This window comes from Bradyrhizobium sp. WSM1417 (assembly GCF_000515415.1).
GTDB lineage: Bacteria > Pseudomonadota > Alphaproteobacteria > Rhizobiales > Xanthobacteraceae > Bradyrhizobium.
Map to the genome: position 1 here is coordinate 6,430,158 of NZ_KI911783.1, position 21,154 is coordinate 6,451,311.

Here is a 21,154-nt window from a genome sequence, read left to right on the forward strand (position 1 = left end):
CTTGATTTCTCAGCCTCCCGCGGTGCCACGGGTGTGTCAGCAACTGCGAAAGTGCTGTTTGCAAGTGCAGTAACGACGCCCGGTGCTCCTACGGACGAATTAAGGCCGCACCTTGCTGAAATCAGCCTTCGGGCGAATGCCCGCTTCCCGCCAGAAGGGGCCGTTCACAAGCGTGACTCCCTGCCCGCCGTGCGAACTGATAAGCTTTTGGCAATTAGCTTATCAGTCGGCCAACTGACTCCATTTTTTTTGAGGCCTGCTAAGTTCTGTCAGCCCGGCTTCGGTCATACCATACTCGACACCTTCGCCCGTTGAGCGTTGCTCCATCCATCCGTTTCGCAAAAGAGCGAGCGTTGTTCCGGGTTGATCGGGAAGCTTCGAAAACACATTCCAATCGCGGTCACGAAGAGGATCGAGCATTTGCCGGTGATACTGATTAAAGATCGGCCTGCGCTTTTCCTGCTGACCGATGTCTTGACGTGTCGTTTCAGGCGGGCGTTCTGTCTGCTCCGCAGGGTCTACATCGCCAGATAGCGCCTTCGAATATCATCATTTCCTGAAAGGCCTGTCGTGCTTTCACGATGTACGACTTTGCCCTTATCGATGACGAGCGCCTCCTGTGCAATCCGCAGGCAGAAATGCATGTTCTGTTCAGCCAGCAAAATCGTGGCGCCGCCCGCGCCCAATTCTCGCAAGACCCTGCTGATGTCGGCCACAATGATCGGCGCCAGCCCTTCGCTAGGCTCGTCAAGCAGCAGGACCAGCGGGTTTCCCATCAACGCACGGGCGATCACCAGCAGCTGTTGCTCGCCACCGGAAAGGCGGCCTGCCTGGCGGGATCGAAGCCTTGTAAGAAGCGGGAACGTTTCCCAGATCCGCGGCAGCGTCCAGTCACGCCGGCCGCCAGGGCCGCTCTTGGCCGCGATCTGGAGGTTGTCCTCCACACTGTGCTCGGGGAATACTTGCCGGTCTTCCGGCACATAAGCCATTCCCAGCTGCGCGCGCGCGTGAGGCGGTGCGTGCGTGATGTCGCGGCCAGCGAAGAAGATGCGGCCGCTGCGCACCGGGACAATGCCAGCGAGCGCCTTCATTGTCGTGCTCTTGCCCGCGCCATTTCGGCCGAGCAGCGCTAGTGTACACTTTTCCTGGAGCGCAGCATCGACGCCGAATAGGATCTGGCTCGCGTCGTAGAACACGCTTACTCCCTCCGCACGCAAGAGCTCGGTCAAGTCGCGTTCTCCTCTGCCCCAAGATAGGCGTCAATGACAGCCTGGTTGTTGCGGATCTGGTCTGGGGTGCCCTCGGCCAGCACCTTGCCGTAGCAGAGCACGCGAATGCTGCTGGCAACCTTGAAGACGATATCCATGTCGTGCTCGATGAAAATAAGTGTCAGCTTTCGGCGTTCCCAAAGAGCGCGAACGCGCTCAATCATGCGCCAGCGTTCGTCCGGGCCCATGCCAGCCGTAGGTTCATCGAGCAACAGCACTTTGGGCTCCAACGCGAGCGCAATAGCGATATCGAGCAGCTTCTGATCGCCATGCGAGAGGATGTTCGCCTCGACCTCGGCAACATCGGTCAACCCGACGAACTCCATCACCTCGTCGGCACGCTCGAACATGCCGGGGGACGGAAAGCGATGAGACAGGCTGGCCCAGCGGCCGGCGTGGGCCGTGACCGCAGCCATCAAGTTCGCGCGCACAGTCATGGTCGGAAAACAACTCGCGACTTGGAAGGCACGCCCAATGCCCCGCCGCATGCGTTCCGTTTTGGAGAGCTGGAGAATGTCCTCACGGTCAAGCAGCACCTCGCCAGAATCGGCGATGAACGCTCCACTGATCAGGTTGAAGAAGGTGGTCTTGCCGGCCCCGTTCGGTCCGATGATTGCTGATAAGCTGCCGGAGGGAAAGGCAAGCGACACGTCGTCGATCGCGCGTACGCCGCCGAATGACTTGGTAAGATGATTGATCTCAACCTTCATCGCGCGCGCTTGCTCCAGACGAGGTGGATGAAATCGAGTACGCCTCGGCGCAGGCCAAGCGCGAATGCGAGGATCACGACGCCCAGGACAAGTCCGTGATACTCCGTGAAACGCTGCACCAGATCGTTCATTGCGAGCAGGATCGTCGCGCCCAGCACGGGCCCGAGAAAGCTGTTGATGCCTCCCAGCATGACCGCAAAAATGGCCTGGCCCGAGTTGGGCCAATCGGCCAGTTCGGGATAGGCGCCTGATACGAACAGGGCTGCCAGCACGCCTCCCATCCCGGCGAAGCCGCCCGCGATCGTGAACGCTAGCAGCCGGGCGCGCCACAGGATGATGCCGACAAAGCCGGCGCGTTCCGCATTGTCGCGGATCATGCGCAACGTATTCCCAAACGGACTCATCGAGACATGGCGGAGCGCCAACAATCCGAGCACGGCTACGATGGCGCAGAACTGGTATAGATGAAGCTGCGAGCCCAGGTCGAAACCAAAGATGTGGCGGCGAGGAATACCACCGCGCAACCCCTGATCACCTCCGGTCAGGCTCTGCCATGAGACAATAACGCTGAAGAAGAGCATCTGCACCGCGAGAGTGATGAAAGCGAAATAGTCCGTGCTTAGTCGGACGCAGATTGCGCCAACCACGAGAGCGGCGATGGTCGTCAGAGCCACCGCGAATAGCGCCGCGACGGGCAGAGACAATTCCGTCAACTGCATCGTGAGGCCAAATGCATAGGCGCCGAAGCCATAGAACATCCCGTGGCCGAATGAGACCATTCCTGTGGTGCCGACCAGCAGATTGAGCGACGTCGCGAACAGCGCCATCGCGCTGAGACGGATAATGAAGTCCTCGAAGGCCGGGCTACGGTGCAAGATTGGGATCGCGAGCAGCAAGATAAGCACGATCACGGCGAACAGGGCTTCGCGCGAGGCAGGATTGCGCTTCATAGCGGGCGGCCGAACAGTCCCTGCGGTCGCAGGACCAAGATACCAATCATGACGATGTAGATAAGCCCATCTGTGAAGCCGGGGAAGCCGATCGTGCCGAAACCTCGAACGAGCCCGATGACGAGCGCCGCTACCATCGCGCCTGCGATCGAGCCCATACCGCCGATCACAGTGACGATGAATCCCTCGATCAGGATCGAGAAGCCCATGCCGGGCGAAAGCGAGCGAACGGGACCCGCGAGCGCGCCTGCGAGGCCAGCGAGCCCGCCGCCGATCGCAAAGACGATCGCGAATAGCACCGTCGTATTGACCCCGAGCGCCGAGACCATCTGCGGATTGACCGCCGCGGCCCGAACTGTCTTGCCGAGGCGCGTTCTGGACAGCCCGAGGCTGAGCACGATGGCGATCAGCGCAGCTATTCCGATCAGCACGGCGTAAAACGGGGGCACGACGCCGCCTGCGATGAACAGAGGCGGGACCTGAAAGGCAGCCGGCATTCCCATGGCGCGGAACTCGGGACCCCAGACAATCTTGACGATGTCGTCGAAGATCAGCACCACCGCGTAGCACACCAGAAGCTGCATAAGCACGTTGCTGCCGTAGACCCTGCTCATCAGCACGCGTTCGAAGAGCACGCCGAACAAGGCCATCGCCACCGCACCCGCCAACACGGCGAGCGCGTAACTATCCGTCTCGGCATATGCGCTGTAAGCTACATAGCCGCCCAGCATGTAGAAGGTGCCGTGGGCGAAGTTGACGATCTTGAGAACGCCGAAGATCAGCGTCAAGCCGGCAGCCACCAGGAACAACAGCATGCCCACGATTAGGCCGCTGGTGGCCTGCGTCACCACACAGGCGGGGGTCGTAAAACATGCGCCGAGCGCGTTAAAGTCCATCGATCGTCAGCTGTAATTCTGCTGCTTCTTCCACTCCGTCTCAAGTTCGATGATCTTGCCCCAATCGGCGGGTTTGATGTCGGTGATGAACGGATCCTTCGGAATGGTCTGCCCCCACCCGATGGCATAGCCGATTGTCGTGTGATCATCCCGCATGGTAATGGTGCCGTCGGCGCCAAAAGGCGAATTGATCTTCAGTCCCGTCAGGGCAGCCGCTATCGCCTTGCCGTCCAGAGAATTGGCCTTCTTGATGGCCGCCTCATAGAAGTGCATGGCGACCGAATTCTGCCAGGACCAATTAGTCGGCCGTTCGTTCCACCTTTTGAAGTACGCCTGACCCCATTCCTTGTTTGCCGGCGTATCCGGGAATGTCTCAAGATAACGCGTGGCCGACTGGATGCCCGCGGGCAGATTCTTGATCGCGGCCAGCACTGGATAGTCGACGTTCGGAGTTGCGACGGTCATCTGCCCGAACAGAGCATAGACATTCCCCTGGTTCACGAAGGCCGAGAGATCGCCGGCATAAAGCAGCGTGAACAGCGCCTGCGGCTTGGCCTGGATAAGTTTGGTAATCACTTCGGTGAAGTCCGGCTGGCCGAGCTTGGGCCAGGCCTCGGTTACGACCTCGACATCCGGTTTGAACTTCTTGAAGAACTGCAGATACTGCGCCGTCGTGTCGCGCCCATAGGCGTAGTCCGGTGAGCAAGTCGCCCATTTGTTGATTTTCTTGGCATTAGCGAAGTCTGCGAGGTAGAGGCTGCCGGCGACAGCATCGTGCACGCCCTGACGCGCCACGCGAAATGCGGTGGGCACCCTGATCTTCGGATCTGCGGTCAGCGATGACGTCTCGCTGTTGGTGTGAATGCAAGCCACGTTGAGGTCCCGCATAACCTCCTGCACCGCGAATGAGGCGGACGACGCTTCCGCATCGACCAGCAGTTCGCAGCCTGCAGTGTTCACCAGTTCACGTGCGACGCGCGCGGCTTCCTGCGGCTGGCCTTTGGAATCCCGGAAAACGAACTCGATTTGCCGGCCCAGGAAGCCGCCAGCGGCATTGATGCGATCTTGCTCGATTAGGAGCGAGTTGCGCGAAGAGGTGCCGAGCAGCGCGATGGGTCCCGATAGGATGCTTTGCATGCCTATGCGGAGAGTATTTGCCTGTGCCCTGGCTACCCATGGGGCGGCCACCAAAGTAGCCGTGCCACCGGCCAAAAGCGCGCGACGCGTGACGGGTCCGCTCATCGAACTGCACCTCCCTGTGATCCGGCTGTTGAATACCAGTCGTGTTGTGCCCCGACTGTAGATCAGCGAGGCCATGCTGATCAAGCGACATAAAGGTGGAGCGAGGCCGGAGCCTCGGTAATGGGCATTGTACCTTCCAGTAAAGTTGGGCGCCGCCTTGCGCTCACTACGTCACGGGATCGTACCGCGATGCGCTGGTGCCGCGCTATCCACCTTGCCCATTCCGCTCATTGCTTGGACTTTCGGGAAGCGGATCCGCTTCGGGAATGAACGACGACATAGCGGTTGCAGGATGAGCGCACGGCGCCTGTCGCTCGAGGTGTTTAACGCGAAGGAAGGACGTCTACTCGCGGTCCCTCACGTCGAGCTCATCCAGCGCCGGCCATTTCCCTTCCAACCTTAACTGCGGACAGATGGCGACCCGGGAGAACTCAGACGCAAATGATATGTGACGCAGCTCCGCTCACCAGGAGCGATCTACGGCAGTACGCGGGTCATTTCGAGCCGACGAGCGAGATATACGGACGGCTCGCTCGCACAAGGCGAACGCCCCTTGCCAGCCTTCGGAAACGAGCGCATCCTGCTATGTTACTTCATAATAACAAAAGGAGGAAACATGACATACGACCTTTCGCGGCGCTCCTTGCTCGCCCTCGGCGCAGGATTAGGCGCATCGACCGTGCTGGGCAGTAACGCTTTTGCGCGAGCACCCAAGCTTGGGACGCAGCCAGCTTATTTCTATCGCTTCGGTCTTGGAGACGCCGAAGTGACGGTCGTTTCTGACGGTCCGCTGCCACTCGGTCCTCCGAAAGGGACCTTCATCGGCGTGCCTGATGAAGAAGTGAAGAAGATGCTGAGCGACAATTTCCTCTCACCTGAAAATGTGGTGCTGGAGCAGAATTCGCCGATCGTGAACATGGGTGACAGGCTAGTTCTATTCGACACTGGCATGGGAACGTCTAAGGCCTTCGGACCGACCACCGGCCGTCAGCAGAAGAGTATGGCAGAGGCTGGCATTAAACCAGCCGACATCGACGCCGTGGTCTTATCACACGCGCACATCGATCATATCGGCGGCATTGTGGACGCGGACGGTAAGCCATTATTCCCCAACGCACAGTACTACATAGCTCAGAGCGATTTCGATTTCTGGACCGATGAAGGCAAGCTTGGCAGTCCATTGAAGGACTTTGTCGTTCATGCACGCAAGAACTTACTGCCGGTACGAGATCGCCTTGTGTTCTTCAAGGACGGTCAGGAATTCCTTCCCGGCGTGCAGGCCATGGCAGCTCCTGGCCACACCGTAGGTCACACAATCTTCATGGTCTCGTCGGCAGGGAAATCGTTCGCCTTCCTCGGTGATCTTACTCACCATCCGATACTGCTGCTTGAAAAACCGCGGATGCAGTTCTCCTACGACACCGATCCGCAGCAGGCAGCTGAAAGCCGGGTCAAACTGCTAGATATGATTGCTGCAAATAAGATTCCTGTGATGTCCTATCATTTTGCCTGGCCAGGTTACGGCCATATCGCCAAGACATCGGAGGGCTTCCACTATTACCCGGAAGCGATGAGCTTGATTCTCTGAACTCCGAGCGCAGACAAAAGAGACGACCTCCAAAGCAAACTCTAGCCCCGGACTTGACGGGGCATTTTTGCGCCTTCTCTGACGAGAACGGTGTCGGACTGCGATGTGGCCTTCGAGTCAGACTCGGACGTGCTAGTCAAGATCACGACGCACGATAATGGTCCTCGCAGATATGCTGGAGCTCAACCTGCGCAGGCTTGTGCTCCGCACATCTCGACTTAGGAGAACACCGGCTTGGGCGAAAATCTTGTAGGATTTTCCACCTGCAGCTGGCGGCTTTCTGGGGCGCGCTTCGGCCGTGAGGGGCGGTGGCCTCGGAAGGATAGGTGCTTGCAGCTCCGCTAGGCACGATTCAGGTTAACGACCGGACCATCGCCGAGGAAGACGAGCCGAACTCATTGCAAACGACTATGACAGAGCGAAACCTTCGTAGCCGCGGGTGACGACCTTCTGACAGATCTCGCGATAACGGACCAAGCCGCCCGCATATGGCATAAACACCTGCGGCTTGCCTGGAATATTCGCCCCCAGGTACCAGGAATGCTTTGCCTGCGGCAGTAGTGTTCGGGCAGCCGCCTCGTTGACTTCGCTTACCCATTGCTCGACGGCGTCGGCCCGTGCCTCGATCCGCTCCAGCCCGTTAGTCCGCATATGAGCGATGCAATCGGTGATCCAATCGACATGTTGCTCTATGGCTACGGGCATGTTGCACAGAACCGATGGACTGCCGGGCCCCGTGATGGTGAAGAGGTTTGGAAAACCAGCGACCTGCAAACCTAGATAATTGCGTGGTCCTGCCTCCCAGACATCCTTGAGTGCGATCCCGTCCCGCCCGCGGATATCCATCTTGAGCAGCGGTCCCGTCAACGCATCGAACCCTGTCGCAAAAACTATGATGTCTAGGGGGTACTCGGCCTGATCCGTGCGAATTCCAATCTCGGAGATCTGCCGGATTGGCGCAGCTTTGACGTCCACCAGCGTGACATTCGGCCGATTGTAGGTCTCAAAATAGTCGGTATCGATCGGCGGGCGCTTGGCCGCATACGGATGATCAATGTCAGCGAGGACCGCCGCGGTCTTGGGATCCTTCACAATCGAGCGGATCTTCCTTTTTATGAAATCGGCAGCGGTGTCGTTTGCTTCCTTAGAAACGAGCATGTCCTCAAAGGATGCGCGGAACTGCAGCCCGCCACGCTCCCAGGCCTCGTCATAAATTCTCTCGCGCTCCTCTGGCGGCGTGTCGACCGCTTTGCGTTCCGCAACCTTAAAGCCCATGCCATTGTAGGTTTGATGCGTAGTCGCGCGTATTTCGCTGGCGCTGTTTTTGACATATTGCTTGAAGTCCGCCGTCAATGGGACGTTGCGTGCTGGTACTGAATAGTTCGCGGTACGCTGAAATACGGTCAGATGCTTGGCTTGATCGGCGATTACCGGCGCCGCCTGGATGGCGGTCGATCCGGTGCCGATCATCCCCACTCGCTTTCCCGCAAACTCGACGCCTTCGTGCGGCCACTGCCCTGTATGGTACCACTCACCCTTGAAGGTCTTCAGTCCCAGAATGTCGGGCACGTTGGCGGTGGAGAGGCAGCCGACCGCGGTAATGAGAAACTTCGCGATGAAGGTCTCGCCCGTTTCTGCACGGATGTGCCAGCGATTCGTCGCTTCGTCGTAATGCGCCGACGCAACCCGGGTACCAAATTGAATGTCGCGTTTCAGGTCGAGCTTGTCGGCAACGAAATTCAGATAACGCAGAATTTCTGCTTGGCCCGGATAGCGTTCGGACCACTCCCATTGTCGCATCAAATCCAGGGAAAACGTATACCAGTAGACATGGCTTTCAGAGTCGCACCGAGCTCCAGGGTAGCGATTCCAGAACCACGTGCCTCCAACACCCTGAGCCGCTTCTACGGCCTTGACTTTCAAGCCAAGGTTATCCCGAAGCCGAAACAGCTGGTAGAGACCCGCAAAGCCCGCACCAACAACCAGCGCGTCTAGCTCAACCGGTTCATTCGACATTCCGCACTCGCTCATTGCGCCGCCCCACAAACATAAGGGTAGGTATACCGTCAGCGCCGTAAAGTGCGCTGCGTCAAAGTGAATTGGATTAATATAACCGTCCCGGTTAGTGCGCTCAAGCTCGCCTTCTCTGCTCAATGCAGCTCACTGCCGGGCGTCGCCTTCAAATCTGGAATGCACTCCTTCAAAGACCGAGCCGGTCCAGAAGCAATCAACGTCGATTTGGGGAGACCCCATTTCTCGGACTTGCCGTTTCGACGTACCATGAGAGGAATTGCAGCGGCCGCTAGATTCAGTTTTTCGGTCTATATCGAATTGGAGCGTCCGCGACCTTGGCCGCAGACATGCGCAATAGCCATTCGCGCTTGAGGTCCTCCATGTCGGCGAAGCCATCCGGATAGCTCACCAGAATCTTGAGACCGTCACCTGGAAGTTCACACCCCCTCCCGGCGCTTGAGCGCAACGGGCTGCAGGAAGAGACGAAGCCGCTCAAACGACGCCGGCGCAAGACCGGCCAGCAGGCGGTTTCGAAGCGAACCGTACGCTCGCGGTTGGCACGGCTCAGCGCACTGTCCAGCGCTATCCCATGGAGCTGTTCCTCGAGACGTGTCCCGACCGATCCTTGTTCAGCCGGCATCAGGGCTTGTTCCCGGCCAATCTACTCCCTCTTCGATCGGGAGTCAGCGGCACCCAGCAATCGGGCGAAGACCGGAGAGGGCGTCTCCAACTCCTCGAACGAATGAACTCTAACGGCAGCCCAATCTGTTCGCTCGGGCGCCATGGCCTGTTGATTTCGGTCATCGAGACCAACACCGACGTTGCTTATGCGCCCTTAGCGAGCGCAGGACCGGCTACAGCCGATGTCAGCTTCTCGGCCCGAAGCTGGCCTCAGATGGTGTCCCGCTCAAGGTCCGGTTTGGACCCAAAGAGAGACGTGCCCATGCCTGATAGAACGGGGAATTCCAAGTCGCGCCAAATGTGGTAATCCTCATCGCGCGGCGCCCCTCAAGGGTGCCACACAAAATCAAATCGCCGCACGCAGCGTATCGAGCTGGGCTGGCGCCAGTCCTTTCAGGTGCTCCGCAATAGCGTCAAGTCCGATGCGGGCGCACAGGGCGTAGCCGTTGGCCATCTGCCACAAAGCCTCGACCGGCCTATTCGGGTTCGCGGCCAGGGTTTCACCAACGTCGGCCAGTCCGCCGAGTTGGCGCGTTGCTGTCTGTCCGTAACTGTCACCAACTGGAGCAAAGTAGTTCCTGTAGATCGTCGCCGCTCCGGCAGCGATCGCGCAGGCCGGCCCTTGGGTCGGGTCGCCTTGATAGCGGGTGACCCCGTCCTCAGGAGTCACGGCGGGACCGGTCATCTCCAGCAGGTTGAATTGGGAGGCAACCTGAAACAAGGCACCCGCGTTCGCGGGCTGTCGATGCATCTGTCGGACATCGCCGCGAACCACTTCCAGTCTCAGGCGCCCTTCCGGCCGACTGAGGGAAGCTGCCCGCTCACGCAACGACTGCAACGACACCAGCTCGAGTTCGCCGATGCCATAGCTCTTTCCGTTGACGAGGGACCGGAGCTCACGGTCCTCGCCTTCATCCTGGCACGCGTGTCGGCGTAGCTGCTCTCGCGAAAACCCGTCAGTCGCTCGCCAGTCCATTTCGCATTCTCGCTCAAGATATCGTTGGTCAACTGGAAGTCCTCGGGCTTGCCCTGGCGATGGTCCTGGCGCCTTCCTTTTTCAGCTCCAGCCGCTTTTTCTTGATACGGTCTTCCTTCTCGTCCTGGCCGAAATCGTAGATCAGGAGATAAACGTGGGGATGAATCGACAGCTCGATCTTCCCCTCGGCAACCTGTTTGACGAGATCATCGACCCGCCTGCCCCGACTTTGACCGCTGATCTCCATCAGATTCCTGCAGGTGCTGACGTAGCCCCCAATCAGGCTTTCCTGGGTTTCCTTGGCCTGGATGAACTGCTCATACTTTCTGATTTGAGCGATCACAGCCGTGGAGCGCTCCGGAAGTGGAAGGCTCTTTGCTCCCTTGGGAAGCTTTTCCAGGTCCCACAGCTCGCGATTATCCGCGCATTTTGCTTCGCAGAAGGCCAACTCGGCTTTGCCCGGTTTCCCCGGGACCAGCACTGCGATATCCATCCGCGGCGCGGATAGATTGCCGTTCTCTCCAGCCTTCGTGAAGGCAGTTTCGAGATCAACGACCTTCGGTTCTTTCCTGGCAATCTTGTGCACCCCGCTTTTTTCGGGCCCGGCAAATCGCGCAGCCGTCTTCAGTTGCGATCTCGGATTTTCCTTAGCGAACGCATCTTAATCCCGCGAGAAATCATTCTTGCGATCGCTGTGTACAAATGCATTGAAATTGTTGTCCGCGGACATGAAGTCTGGCTGGGAAGTTCTGGGATGGACCCCTACCTGTTTGATTGTCTCTCGCGCTGCGAAGAGTTTGGATTGGGTCCCTCCCCGCCCCCTCTCCCATACGGCACAAGCGCGCCCCCAAAGCGCACTAGTGGCAGAGCCGCTGTTCTGGCCTGACGACCCTGACAACCTGACAAGCGTCCCTCAGCTGTTCGGTCCTTAGCCGACCGGCGCGCCGCCCACCGACTGTCCGCTTCTGATGCTGTGGACGGCTCCTCGACGGGCGCGAGAGTACCAAGGAGTGGGGTCAAAAGAGGAGGAAAGCCGCTGGCTTTGATGCTCCTAGAATGGAATAATCTGTCCATACAGGCGATGATTTGAGCCAGCCCACATTGGTTGGCGCACGGATTGAGTGAATGACCGCGCCTCCTCCGGACGCCGTGGCCGACCTCCACAAGCTGATTGCTGATCTAGAGCAACGGCTTGCTTGCAGTTCTGCAGCGCATGATGCGGCGACTGCACGGGCTGCGGCGGCGGATGCCGAAAATGCCCGTTTGCGCGACGAACTCGCCAATTTGCAGGAGAGGCAGAATGCCAATGCCGACATCCTCCGCACCATTGCCAGCGCCTCCGGTGATGCCGAAAGCGGACTTCAGCAGATCGCCGAAGCTACCGCGCGCCTCTTCCATGGTGCGAGCGTTGCTATCCGTATCGCCGCGGGCAACGAATGGGGTCTTTCAGTCAGTTTCGGCGCCGGCATGGAGCGCATCACCGCATTAGTACCGGAGGAGCAGCGCCGGCCAGGAGGCCGAAACCTGCCCGCGGTAGTTTTCCGGGAGAATCGACAAATCCATATTCCCGACATCGATACTATTGATGCTGATATGGCAGACTGGCCCGTGACATTGGCCCGCTCGGTGGGCATCCGAACCGTGGCCGGTACGCCACTACGGCGCGACGGCGAAGCGATCGGAGCACTCGTCGTCCAACGCGATCGGCTCGAGCCCTTTACTGCGGACGAACTGGTGCTGCAACAAAGCTTCGCCGACCAGGCCGTAATCGCCATAGAGAACGCACGGATGTTCAACGAAACAAAGGAGGCGCTTGAGCGGCAAACCGCTACAGCCGAAGTTCTTGAGGTCATCTCGTCCTCGCCCGGCGATCTTAAACCGGTGTTTGAGCAGATGCTGGCCAAGGCCATGCGCCTGTGCGAGGCGGACTGCGGCTTCATCTACCAGATGGAGCAAGGCGCAATGCGGGCAGTTGCCGAAGCGGGTGTTCCGGCTGCGTTTGCTGAATACCGACGGCAAAACTTGCATACCGGAGGCGCGGCAACTCCGGCCGACGAGATTCGCACCACCAGGAAGCCGGCTCACGTCCATAATGCTCAGGAAAGCGAAGCTTACCGCAGCGGTAATCCTAATGCGGTCGCCGGTGTCGATTTGGGCGGCGCACGCACCGTGTTGTATGTGCCCATAATTAGGAATGAGGACATTGTCGGCGTAATTAACGTCTATCGACGGGAGGTTAGGCCATTCACCGAGGAGCAAATCTCGCTGCTTGAGAACTTCGCCAGCCAGGCCGTCGTTGCGATCGAAAATGCACGACTTTTCAACGAGACCAGGCAAGCGCTGGAGCAGCAGACTGCGACATCGGAGGTGCTCAGCATAATCAGCCGCTCAGCTGGGGATCTGGTGCCGGTCTTTGATGCCATACTTCGCAAGGCGATGCAGCTTTGCGACGCGAATTTCGGCGTGCTCAACACCTATGATCGGCACCGTTTCCATACCGCGGCCACATTCGGCTTGCCTCCAGCTTACGATGAGTACCGCCGGAAGCAGCCACTTGACTACGGTCCTGACACTGCTCCAGCGCGTCTGTTGAAAGGCGAACGCTCGGTAGTCATCGCTGACCTCGCCAAATCCAAAGCTTACCTCGACGGTGAACGTAATCGCCGCGCCTTGGTTGAGCTGGGTGGCGCGCAGTCTGTATTAGCAGTTCCCTTGCTGAAAGACGGCAGCGTAATCGGGAATGTCATGATCTTCCGGCAGGAGAATAGCCCTTTTACTGAGAAACAAACAGCCTTACTGGAGCAGTTCGCCGCGCAGGCGGTCATCGCCATCGAGAATACAAGACTTCTCAGCGAATTGCGTCAGCGCACCGCCGATCTGTCGAGATCATTGGATGAGCTGCGAACCGCGCAAGACCGCCTGGTGCAAACAGAAAAACTTGCTTCTCTCGGTCAACTTACTGCCGGAATCGCCCACGAGATCAAGAATCCCCTCAACTTCGTCAATAATTTTGCTGCGCTCTCGGCGGAATTGACTGCCGAACTCAAGGAGGCCCTGGCTCCGGCTCCTCTCGACCATAAGATGCGCAGCGAGGTTGACGAACTTACGTTGATGCTGAAGTCAAACCTCGAAAAGGTGGTACAGCACGGCAAGCGCGCCGATTCGATCGTCAAAAACATGCTGCTGCACTCGCGAGAAGGCTCAGGAGAGCATCGGCCTGCCGATATCAATGCACTGGTCGAGGAAAGTCTCAACCTCGCTTATCACGGCGCTCGTGCCGAGAAACCGCAGTTCAATGTGACCTTGCAGCGCGACTTCGATCCGCGCGCCGGAATGGTCGAGGTGTTTCCCCAGGAGATCACCCGCGTTCTGCTCAACTTGATCTCGAACGGGCTCCATGCGGTGGCCCGTCGTGTGGCGAGCAACAGCAGCGGCGACTTCGAACCACTGGTCACTGCCTGCACACGCGCAAACGAGGACCAAGTCGAAATACGCATTCGCGACAATGGCACCGGTATCCCACCGGAGGTGAAGGAAAAGATTTTCAATCCATTCTTCACGACCAAACCGGCCGGCGAAGGTACAGGCCTTGGCCTCTCGATCGCCCATGACATCATCGTTAAACAGCATGGTGGCCGAATTGAAGTCACAAGCGAACCGCAGCAGTTTACAGAGTTCGTGGTCATCTTGCCGCGTCACGGGAGCAATAACCGATCTGGAGGCGCGTCGTGAGCACCTACATCGTTGTCGTGGACGACGAGCCAGATGTCGAGAGCATGTTCCGGCAGCAATTCCGTCGCGACCTACGGGCGGGGCGCTTTCACATGGAATTTGCTCTGTCTGCTCCTGCGGCTCTTGAGCGGGTGAAGGCGATACCGGAGCCGTCACTAACCCTCATACTGTCGGACATCAACATGCCAGGCATGAGCGGACTTGAAATGCTTCCAAAGGTACGAGAAGCACGTCCTGACGTGCCCGTCATCATGATTACCGCTTATGGAGACGATGCGGCCGTGAAGCGCGCAAGCGATCTTGGCGCCGCTGGATTGCTATCGAAGCCGATAGATTTTGGAGTATGCGTCAGGAAATTGATCAACGGCTGGAAGGAACTGCCTCGCGGCTAATGGGCCCTTAGCAGACCCAAGACAGGTCGCGTGTAGAGCGTCCGCTTTCGGATCATAGACTGACACATCCTCCAGTCGACTACTCCGGCTCAATTTTGCGGGTCCTTCCCGGGGCCCCTGCCCTACGGTACAAGCGCGCCCCCAAATTTCGCCAGCTAGTGTCGGCCATTCTTGGGTTGATACGGTTGACAGGTTGACACGCAAGCGCCGCGCAGAACCACTCATTCGAAGTAGCTTGCCGAAGTGGGATTCTCTCGCTGGAGGGAGAGAATCTAGAAAGAAACTTGCTCGATTGCTGCGTCTCAGATCCCCTCGCTAGAGCGAAACGGCTCCGTAGCAACATGCGTCGCCTCTAAAAGAGCCGGAACAGGCTCCGCTATGCTCTCAGCACCCTGGGGCGACGATCCCTCCCTGCTCAACGCCTCCGTAGGCTCTTTTGGGGAAGGCGAGAACGACATCTCGCAACCTAAGTGCGAATAATGCCTTGAAAAGTATCGTATTTTGCCGAGTGATTGCGTCGGAGCCAATCCTGGTCGATAGTATTTTAGGGAGAACAAAACGTTGTCGACCCAAGAGTTTCAATTTCTATTTGCACTTTAGCGCGCGCACCTTTCGGTGCATTCTAGGCAATCTACCGAAGACTTTGAGGGCCTTCCAAACCTGGCGTTACCTTCCACCACGGGAGCAACCATGCCAATCGATGGAAACCTGTCTGATAGTTCGGAGAGTAGATGGCTGAAAGCCATCGAGTCATATTACGAACAAACCAATTTCGACTATAAGAGAGTTTGGCACAGCGGGAACAGCCTCGCATTTCATTTTGGCTATTATGCCTGCGACATCGACGAGCACCGGCGTGCTCTGGTGAATGCCAACCACGTGCTCTCCGAAATTGCGCACGTCACCCCGGGGGATCGAGTTCTCGATGCTGGATGTGGATTAGGTGGCAGTGGCTTTTGGCTCGCAGAAAACAAATCCGCTGTAGTAGTTGGAATCACTCCTGTAAAAACCCATGTTCTTGCCGCCAGAAAGATAGCACAAGAACGGTTGCTGGCCGACAAGGTCAGCTTCTACCAGGCTGATTATGCCTGCACATCTTTTCCAAGTGCCTCTTTTGATGTCGTCTGGGCGCTTGAGAGCCTCTGCCACGCAGTAAGGAAGGCTGCATTCTATTCCGAGGCGGCGCGTCTACTCAGGCCGGGTGGACGACTAGTAGTCGCCGAATACATCCGGACGTCCCGCGATTTCGGAGCAGAAACGGCTCTGATGGCACGTGAGTGGCTCGACGGTTGGTCTATTCCTGATATCGACACCGCCGACGAGCACATTTTTGCAGCGGAGACTGCTGGCTTCGCTCAAGTGCAACTTGCCGACTGCACGGTGATGACGCATCGCTCACTCCGTCGGCTATATAAACTCGCATGCATTGCTCGCCCAATAGACGCTCTTCTATTCGGCCTTGGTTTGCGCTCCGCTGCGCAGCACGGAAATGTTATTGCCTCGCTGAGGCAGTACCAACTCTTGAGAAGAGGAGCGTGGTTTTACGGAATTCTCTCTGGCACAAAAAAATGACCGTTTCCTCCCCCAAGACGTTCGGAGAACAGGCGCCTTTGGTGCCAGGATATGCTTTGTCCGAAAGATGCTGGGAGGATGCCATCAGCATCACCTTCAGAGGAAGGCGTCTGACGGACAACCATCCTGCATTCGTCAGAGTGGCGAAGATGCGCCGTGTCGCAACCCCGCTAAGGCGCGATTTTGACGTATGCAGCAGGAGCAACGTCAAGTCGATTCTGAAACCGCTAGACTTTTTCAGGATCGAGGGGATCGAATGTTTGATATTGCCGGATCACGGAGCTCGACCACTTACCGAGCACCTGCTCCATCGGAGGCTCCCTTTTGCGAACTCACTTTTGCTTATATGGGAAATTGTTCAGGCAATTCGTGAAGTCCACCAGGATTCAATCGTCCACGGGAATCTCGGCCCACATAGCATTTGGGCGAACAACGATCTACGCGAAATCAGAATTGCTGACTTATCTCGCGCTGTTTTCAGGAGCGACGTCTCGCCGGAGCGCCAAGTTCACGCCGACTTCCATTACATCGCTCCCGAGCAAACTGGTCGGATAGACCGCATCATCGACGCTCGATCCGATCTCTATTCAGCCGGCGCCCTCGCTTACTTCTTAGTATGTGGCCGGCCCCCCTTTGAGGCGGTAACCCCACTCGAGCTAATTCAAGCGCACCTCGATCGATTGCCGAAACCTCCGCACAATATAGAGCCAGGGATACCGTTACCGATATCCCGCATCATCATGAAATTGTTAGCGAAGGAGCCAGAGGAACGCTACCAAACGGTCGCGGGACTTGGTTCAGACCTTCAATTTTGTCTATCGGAATGGCAAGCCCGAAGTACAATTCCAAGCTTCCCTATCGGGCAAGGAGACGTACCGGCCGTATTCCAAATTACGAATAAATTGTATGGACGCAATGCTGAGCTAACGACGTTACAAGATTCGTTGCGCAGGACGAGCGGGGGAGCAACCGAATTTACCGTAGTTTGCGGCCCACCTGGCGTTGGCAAGTCGCTACTAATCCAATCCATTCAATCAACTACATCCTTCACCGGCGCCTTTATCAGCGGGAAGTTCGATCAATTTAAGAGCAACGAACCCTATTCGGTTATTGCTCAGGCCTTCCGTGTCCTGATCGAACAATTGCTTTGCTGCAGTCAACTAAAGTTACAGGAATGGCGAAAGCGGATAATCGACGCGCTTGGAGCAAACCTTTATCTGATCGTTGGCGTTATCCCGGAACTTGAAGAGCTCATTGATCAACCTCTTTCTTTCGAAATTCCCGCCACTGAAAAACGGCATCGATTCAATCACGCCTTCCGTCAATTTGTGCGCGTTTTTGCTAACGTAGAGCATCCGCTGTGCCTTTTTTTGGATGACCTTCAATGGGCTGATCCGGCATCGTTGACGCTGATCCACACACTATTGACCGACAGTGAAGTCACTCATTTCTCAGTGATTGGCACCTTGCGCCTCGGGGATGACGCGGATGGCGCGGTGACCGCAATTATCGAACAGATTTCTGAATCGAACATTCCCACGACCCGCATTCTCCTTTCGGCGCTTGAAGAGGGCGACATCGGCGAGCTTCTGCGTGATGCACTCCGTTGCTCTCCGACTGAGGCAGCCCCCTTCGCGGAACTGATCAAAACGAAGACCGACGGCAATCCGTTCTTCATAACCCAATTTCTTTCTTTTCTGAACCATCAGAAGCTCATAGTTTTCGACTTCGCTCAAAGCCGTTGGGCTTGGGATCTACGGAAGATCGCCGCCGAAGGCGTCACGGATAACGTGCTAGAGCTAATGAATCGACGAGTCCGCAGCTTGCCGAGCGAGGCGCAAGAGGCAGCCAAAATTGCGGCCTGTATTGGAAGCCGTTTCACTGCCCAGGCACTATCGATGATTCTTGATACCCCCCTGCCCTGCGCCCTGAGGGCCCTCCGTATCTTGGAACGTGAGGGGCTTGTACTAGCCCTGATCGAAGACGACCAAGCATTCGAGTTCAAATTTCTCCACGATCGCGTTCAGCAAGCTGCGTATTCCCTTATACCGGAGCTCGAACAACCAGCCATGCGACTGAAGATCGGACGCAGTCTTCTCGCCGGAGTACCTCAGACTGGCCGAGATGCAGGCGACTTTGCAATTCTCGACAACTTGAACGCGGCTTCCCACCTTATCGAAGATAGGAACGAGCGAAACTACATTGCGAGACTGAACGCGACTGCCGGCAAGAGAGCCCGCGAGATCGCTGCGTTTGATGCAGCCCACGGTTACTATAAAAGTGGCATGGACCTGTTGCCTCGCAACGCTTGGGATAAGCATTATGATCTCGCTCTAGAACTCCATTTGGGCCGCTTCGAGTGCGCCTACTTTGTCGGTCGTGTCGAAGAAGCCAACGACTTGTTCGCGCACATCACCGGCCATTCATTGCGAGACACTGATACCGCTAGGGCCTACTACCTGAAGATCCTTCTCGACACCGGCATCGATCGCAGCGACGAAGCGGTATCAGTCGGCCTCAAAGCGCTTTCATTGTTTGGAGAAGCACTGCCGCCAAGGCCCAACAAACTTCAACTGTTTCGGGCGCTTGCAGCCGTTATTATCCGCCTACACGGAAGGCGCGCTAAGTATCTTCTCGAACTTCCGACGATGTCCGATCCTGCCAAGAAGGACATTGTGACGCTTCTGATGAGCATCTGCCCCGCGGCTTACTTTAGAAATCCCGATTTGATGGTCTTCGCCGCGCTCCGAATAGTTGAGATTTCCCTCCGATACGGAAATGCCCCGGCGTCCTCATTCGGATACGCATTATACGGCCTCGCTCGAGGAGCCCTGTTCGGCGATTATAAGACCGGGCATGAGTTCGGCTGTTTAGCAGTCGACTTGTCAAAACTTACCGCCGATCCAACCCATCAGTGCAAAATACTAACTATTTTTGCAGGGTGGCTGAATTTCTGGCGAAGGCCAATCGACGATACCGTTGATCTTCTTACTTCATCTCTGAAGCTGGCACTGGAGGCTGGTGACGTCCAGTACGCACACTATTCCGCGCTTCAGATTATATTTATGAGGTTCGCACGCGGAGCCAACCTTGATGTGTTGATGCGCGAAATGAACAACTATCGGCCAGTGATTGAACAAGCTGCCGATTGGTTCACGCAAACAACTTATTCCGTGAAGAAGCAACAGATACTAGCCCTTCAAGGCCTTACGGCCAGCTGGGGCTCGCTCGAAGACACAAATTTTCGAGAAACGCCGCGTGTCTCAGAGATGCGCACAGCTGGCAATCTCACTGCGTTGACCTACTATCTAGTCGCGAAGGAGCAGCTTACGTATCTTTTCGGGAGTTTCGCGGAGGCCCGCCAATACTCAGATGAAGCTGAGACGCAAATAAAGACAGTAGTCAACCAAATTGCCGTCTCGGAGCACTACTTTTATCGTGGCCTAATATACGCAGCTCTAATTCGTCGAGACATCCGTGACGCCAATGTTCTTTGGCGCAATCTGAAAGAGTGTGGCGCGAAGCTTAGATGCTTTGCAGAACATTGCCCACAGAACTTTGCCACTCACGCCTTCATCCTGCAGGCGGAAACTGCACTTTTGAACGGAAATCGGGAGACCGCAGGCGATCTCTTTGATGCAGCAGTAAAGTCCGCCCACGAGCAATCCTTCCACCAGATTGAGGCTATTGCGAACGAGCTTGCGGGCGAAGGTTGGCTAGCTCGAAATCGACCGGTCGTTGCCAAGGCCTATCTTACAGCGGCGCGATCGTCTTATAAGCGATGGGGCGCTTCGGGAAAAGTCGAGCAACTGTCTAGCAAGCATGCTTACCTTTTCGAAGAACAAGATGTAGCACCGATAGCGTCGGGTGAACGCTCGGCCCAACAGAGCGCAGCCGAAAAGCTCGACCTGGACGGAGTTATGCGAGCGACGATCGATGTCGCCGCGGATGTGGAAGCCGACCGCCTTTTGAACAAGCTTATGCGACTGATCCTTGAATGCACGAACGGCCAGCGCGTCTTCATCATTTCGGAAACAAAAGGCGATCTTCACGTCGAATTAGCGGCTTCTAATGATGGCGCGCAAGTGCTCTTACATCCAGCATCTAACGATCACTCTCAGTTTTCCGAGAGTGCAATCAACTATGTACTGCATACGGGTCGACAGCTCGTACTTAACGACGCGCGAACAGACCCACGCTTTAAAAATTGCTCCTATATTGCCATGAAGCGCCCACGTTCAATCGCTTGCGTCCCGCTATTTAAGATGGGCTCGGTGCTTGGGGTTGCGTACGTTGAAAATGGCTCAATTCCTGACGCTTTTTCGGCTGACAAAGTGCGCGCTATGGCGCTTCTGTCGCGACAGGTCGTGTCCGCGCTCGAAGCCATGCACCTAGAAAGGCAACTAAATCAAAGCAGTAACGATCTTAAGGCTGCGTTGCAGAACGTCGAGCTGCTAAGCGGCATTCGGGATCATCTTGCTAAGTTCGTTCCATACTCTCTGCAGAAATTGATAGAGGAAAACCCTGAAAACCCTGATCTGGTCGGTCGAGAGGAGGACGTCTCAATCCTCTTTCTGGACATCGCCGGCTCTACAAGCATGAGCGAACAACTTGGCTCCGAAGAACTGAAGCAGATCATCGAGACCTATTTTTCCAGCTTCATCGGGGATATTCGGAAAAACGGCGGAGATATCAACGAGGTCGCAGGCGATGGCCTGATGATCATCTTTCAAGATCCAGACGTCCTCAATCACGCGAGGATGGCCACTCGAACCGCGCTCTCAATCCGGGAAAAGACCGAACAACTAAATGTCAGCTCGCATGGACGGTGGCCACCGATCGTTATCAATATCGGCATCCACTCTGGACTGTCTCTCATTGGTGCTAACAAGATCGAGAGCTCGGCGAACACTCGCTGGGTTTACACCGCCACAGGCTATGTTGCGAACGTTGCGGCTCGGATCGGATCCGCCGCCTCAAATGGCGCCATACTCGTGAGCGAAGCTACGGCAGCTCGTTTAGGATCTGAATTCGAGCTGATTGAAAGGGGGGCGCCACGTTTCAAGGGTGTCAGCCATCCTATCAACATCTTCAGTGTTAGCGGGAGACGAATGGACTGAGGTGCATTGCCAAC

The 21,154-nt window shown here is 56.8% G+C and carries 13 protein-coding genes and 1 pseudogene; 5 read left to right on the plus strand and 9 right to left on the minus strand.

Features of this window, described 5'->3' with window-relative positions; genetic code table 11:
* Nucleotides 1–518: 518 nt before the first annotated feature.
* The 5 genes from BRA1417_RS0131510 to BRA1417_RS0131530 are packed head-to-tail and all read right to left on the minus strand — an operon-like array spanning nt 519 to nt 5,066.
* A complete protein-coding gene (locus tag BRA1417_RS0131510; protein ID WP_027519194.1) occupies nt 519–1,229 on the minus strand; it encodes an ABC transporter ATP-binding protein in 711 nt (236 codons plus the stop codon).
* Entirely contained in the window at nt 1,226–1,978 is a 753-nt protein-coding gene (locus BRA1417_RS0131515; protein ID WP_027519195.1) for an ABC transporter ATP-binding protein, read from the minus strand. The genes BRA1417_RS0131510 and BRA1417_RS0131515 overlap by 4 nt, the downstream gene beginning before the upstream one ends.
* Nucleotides 1,975–2,883, minus strand: coding sequence for a branched-chain amino acid ABC transporter permease (locus BRA1417_RS0131520; protein ID WP_371260027.1), 909 nt, complete (start codon nt 2,881–2,883; stop codon nt 1,975–1,977). Before BRA1417_RS0131520 ends, BRA1417_RS0131515 begins: the two co-directional genes overlap by 4 nt.
* A gap of 41 nt (nt 2,884–2,924) precedes the next feature.
* Nucleotides 2,925–3,824 carry a branched-chain amino acid ABC transporter permease gene (locus tag BRA1417_RS0131525; RefSeq protein ID WP_027519197.1) on the minus strand — a complete coding sequence of 300 codons (900 nt, stop codon included), beginning with the start codon at nt 3,822–3,824 and terminating at the stop codon, nt 2,925–2,927.
* 6 nt (nt 3,825–3,830) lie between these two features.
* Nucleotides 3,831–5,066, minus strand: a complete 1,236-nt coding sequence (locus BRA1417_RS0131530; protein WP_027519198.1) for an ABC transporter substrate-binding protein — start codon at nt 5,064–5,066, stop codon at nt 3,831–3,833.
* A 616-nt stretch (nt 5,067–5,682) separates the two neighbouring features.
* Between BRA1417_RS0131530 and BRA1417_RS0131535 the strand changes: the two genes are divergently transcribed.
* Entirely contained in the window at nt 5,683–6,654 is a 972-nt protein-coding gene (locus BRA1417_RS0131535; RefSeq protein ID WP_027519199.1) for an MBL fold metallo-hydrolase, read from the plus strand.
* Nucleotides 6,655–7,062: 408 nt separating this feature from the next.
* On the opposite strand, the gene BRA1417_RS0131540 is transcribed toward BRA1417_RS0131535, so the two are convergent.
* The 4 genes from BRA1417_RS0131540 to BRA1417_RS0131555 form a co-directional block, all read right to left on the minus strand.
* Complete coding sequence (locus BRA1417_RS0131540; protein WP_027519200.1) at nt 7,063–8,670, minus strand: NAD(P)/FAD-dependent oxidoreductase; 1,608 nt, start codon at nt 8,668–8,670, stop codon at nt 7,063–7,065.
* Between the two features lie 292 nt (nt 8,671–8,962).
* Nucleotides 8,963–9,307 carry a hypothetical protein gene (locus BRA1417_RS45060; RefSeq protein WP_027519201.1) on the minus strand — a complete coding sequence of 115 codons (345 nt, stop codon included), beginning with the start codon at nt 9,305–9,307 and terminating at the stop codon, nt 8,963–8,965.
* A gap of 387 nt (nt 9,308–9,694) precedes the next feature.
* Nucleotides 9,695–10,324, minus strand: a complete 630-nt coding sequence (locus BRA1417_RS41230; protein ID WP_051448420.1) for a hypothetical protein — start codon at nt 10,322–10,324, stop codon at nt 9,695–9,697.
* Between the two features lie 28 nt (nt 10,325–10,352).
* The gene (locus tag BRA1417_RS0131555; protein ID WP_027519202.1) at nt 10,353–10,910 is read right to left on the minus strand and encodes a hypothetical protein; all 558 of its coding nucleotides are present in this window, start codon (nt 10,908–10,910) and stop codon (nt 10,353–10,355) included.
* A gap of 539 nt (nt 10,911–11,449) precedes the next feature.
* Here BRA1417_RS0131555 and BRA1417_RS0131560 point away from each other — a divergent pair.
* The 4 genes and pseudogenes from BRA1417_RS0131560 (at nt 11,450) to BRA1417_RS0131575 (ending at nt 21,140) form a co-directional block, all read left to right on the plus strand.
* Nucleotides 11,450–14,056, plus strand: a complete 2,607-nt coding sequence (locus tag BRA1417_RS0131560; protein WP_027519203.1) for a GAF domain-containing protein — start codon at nt 11,450–11,452, stop codon at nt 14,054–14,056.
* Nucleotides 14,053–14,459 (plus strand): annotated as a pseudogene (locus BRA1417_RS41235) (response regulator). Before BRA1417_RS0131560 ends, BRA1417_RS41235 begins: the two are co-directional and overlap by 4 nt.
* A 679-nt stretch (nt 14,460–15,138) precedes the next feature.
* A complete protein-coding gene (locus BRA1417_RS41940) occupies nt 15,139–16,020 on the plus strand; it encodes a cyclopropane-fatty-acyl-phospholipid synthase family protein (RefSeq protein ID WP_051448421.1) in 882 nt (293 codons plus the stop codon).
* The gene (locus tag BRA1417_RS0131575) at nt 15,984–21,140 is read left to right on the plus strand and encodes an AAA family ATPase (protein ID WP_198034877.1); all 5,157 of its coding nucleotides are present in this window, start codon (nt 15,984–15,986) and stop codon (nt 21,138–21,140) included. Before BRA1417_RS41940 ends, BRA1417_RS0131575 begins: the two co-directional genes overlap by 37 nt.
* Nucleotides 21,141–21,154: the final 14 nt, after the last annotated feature.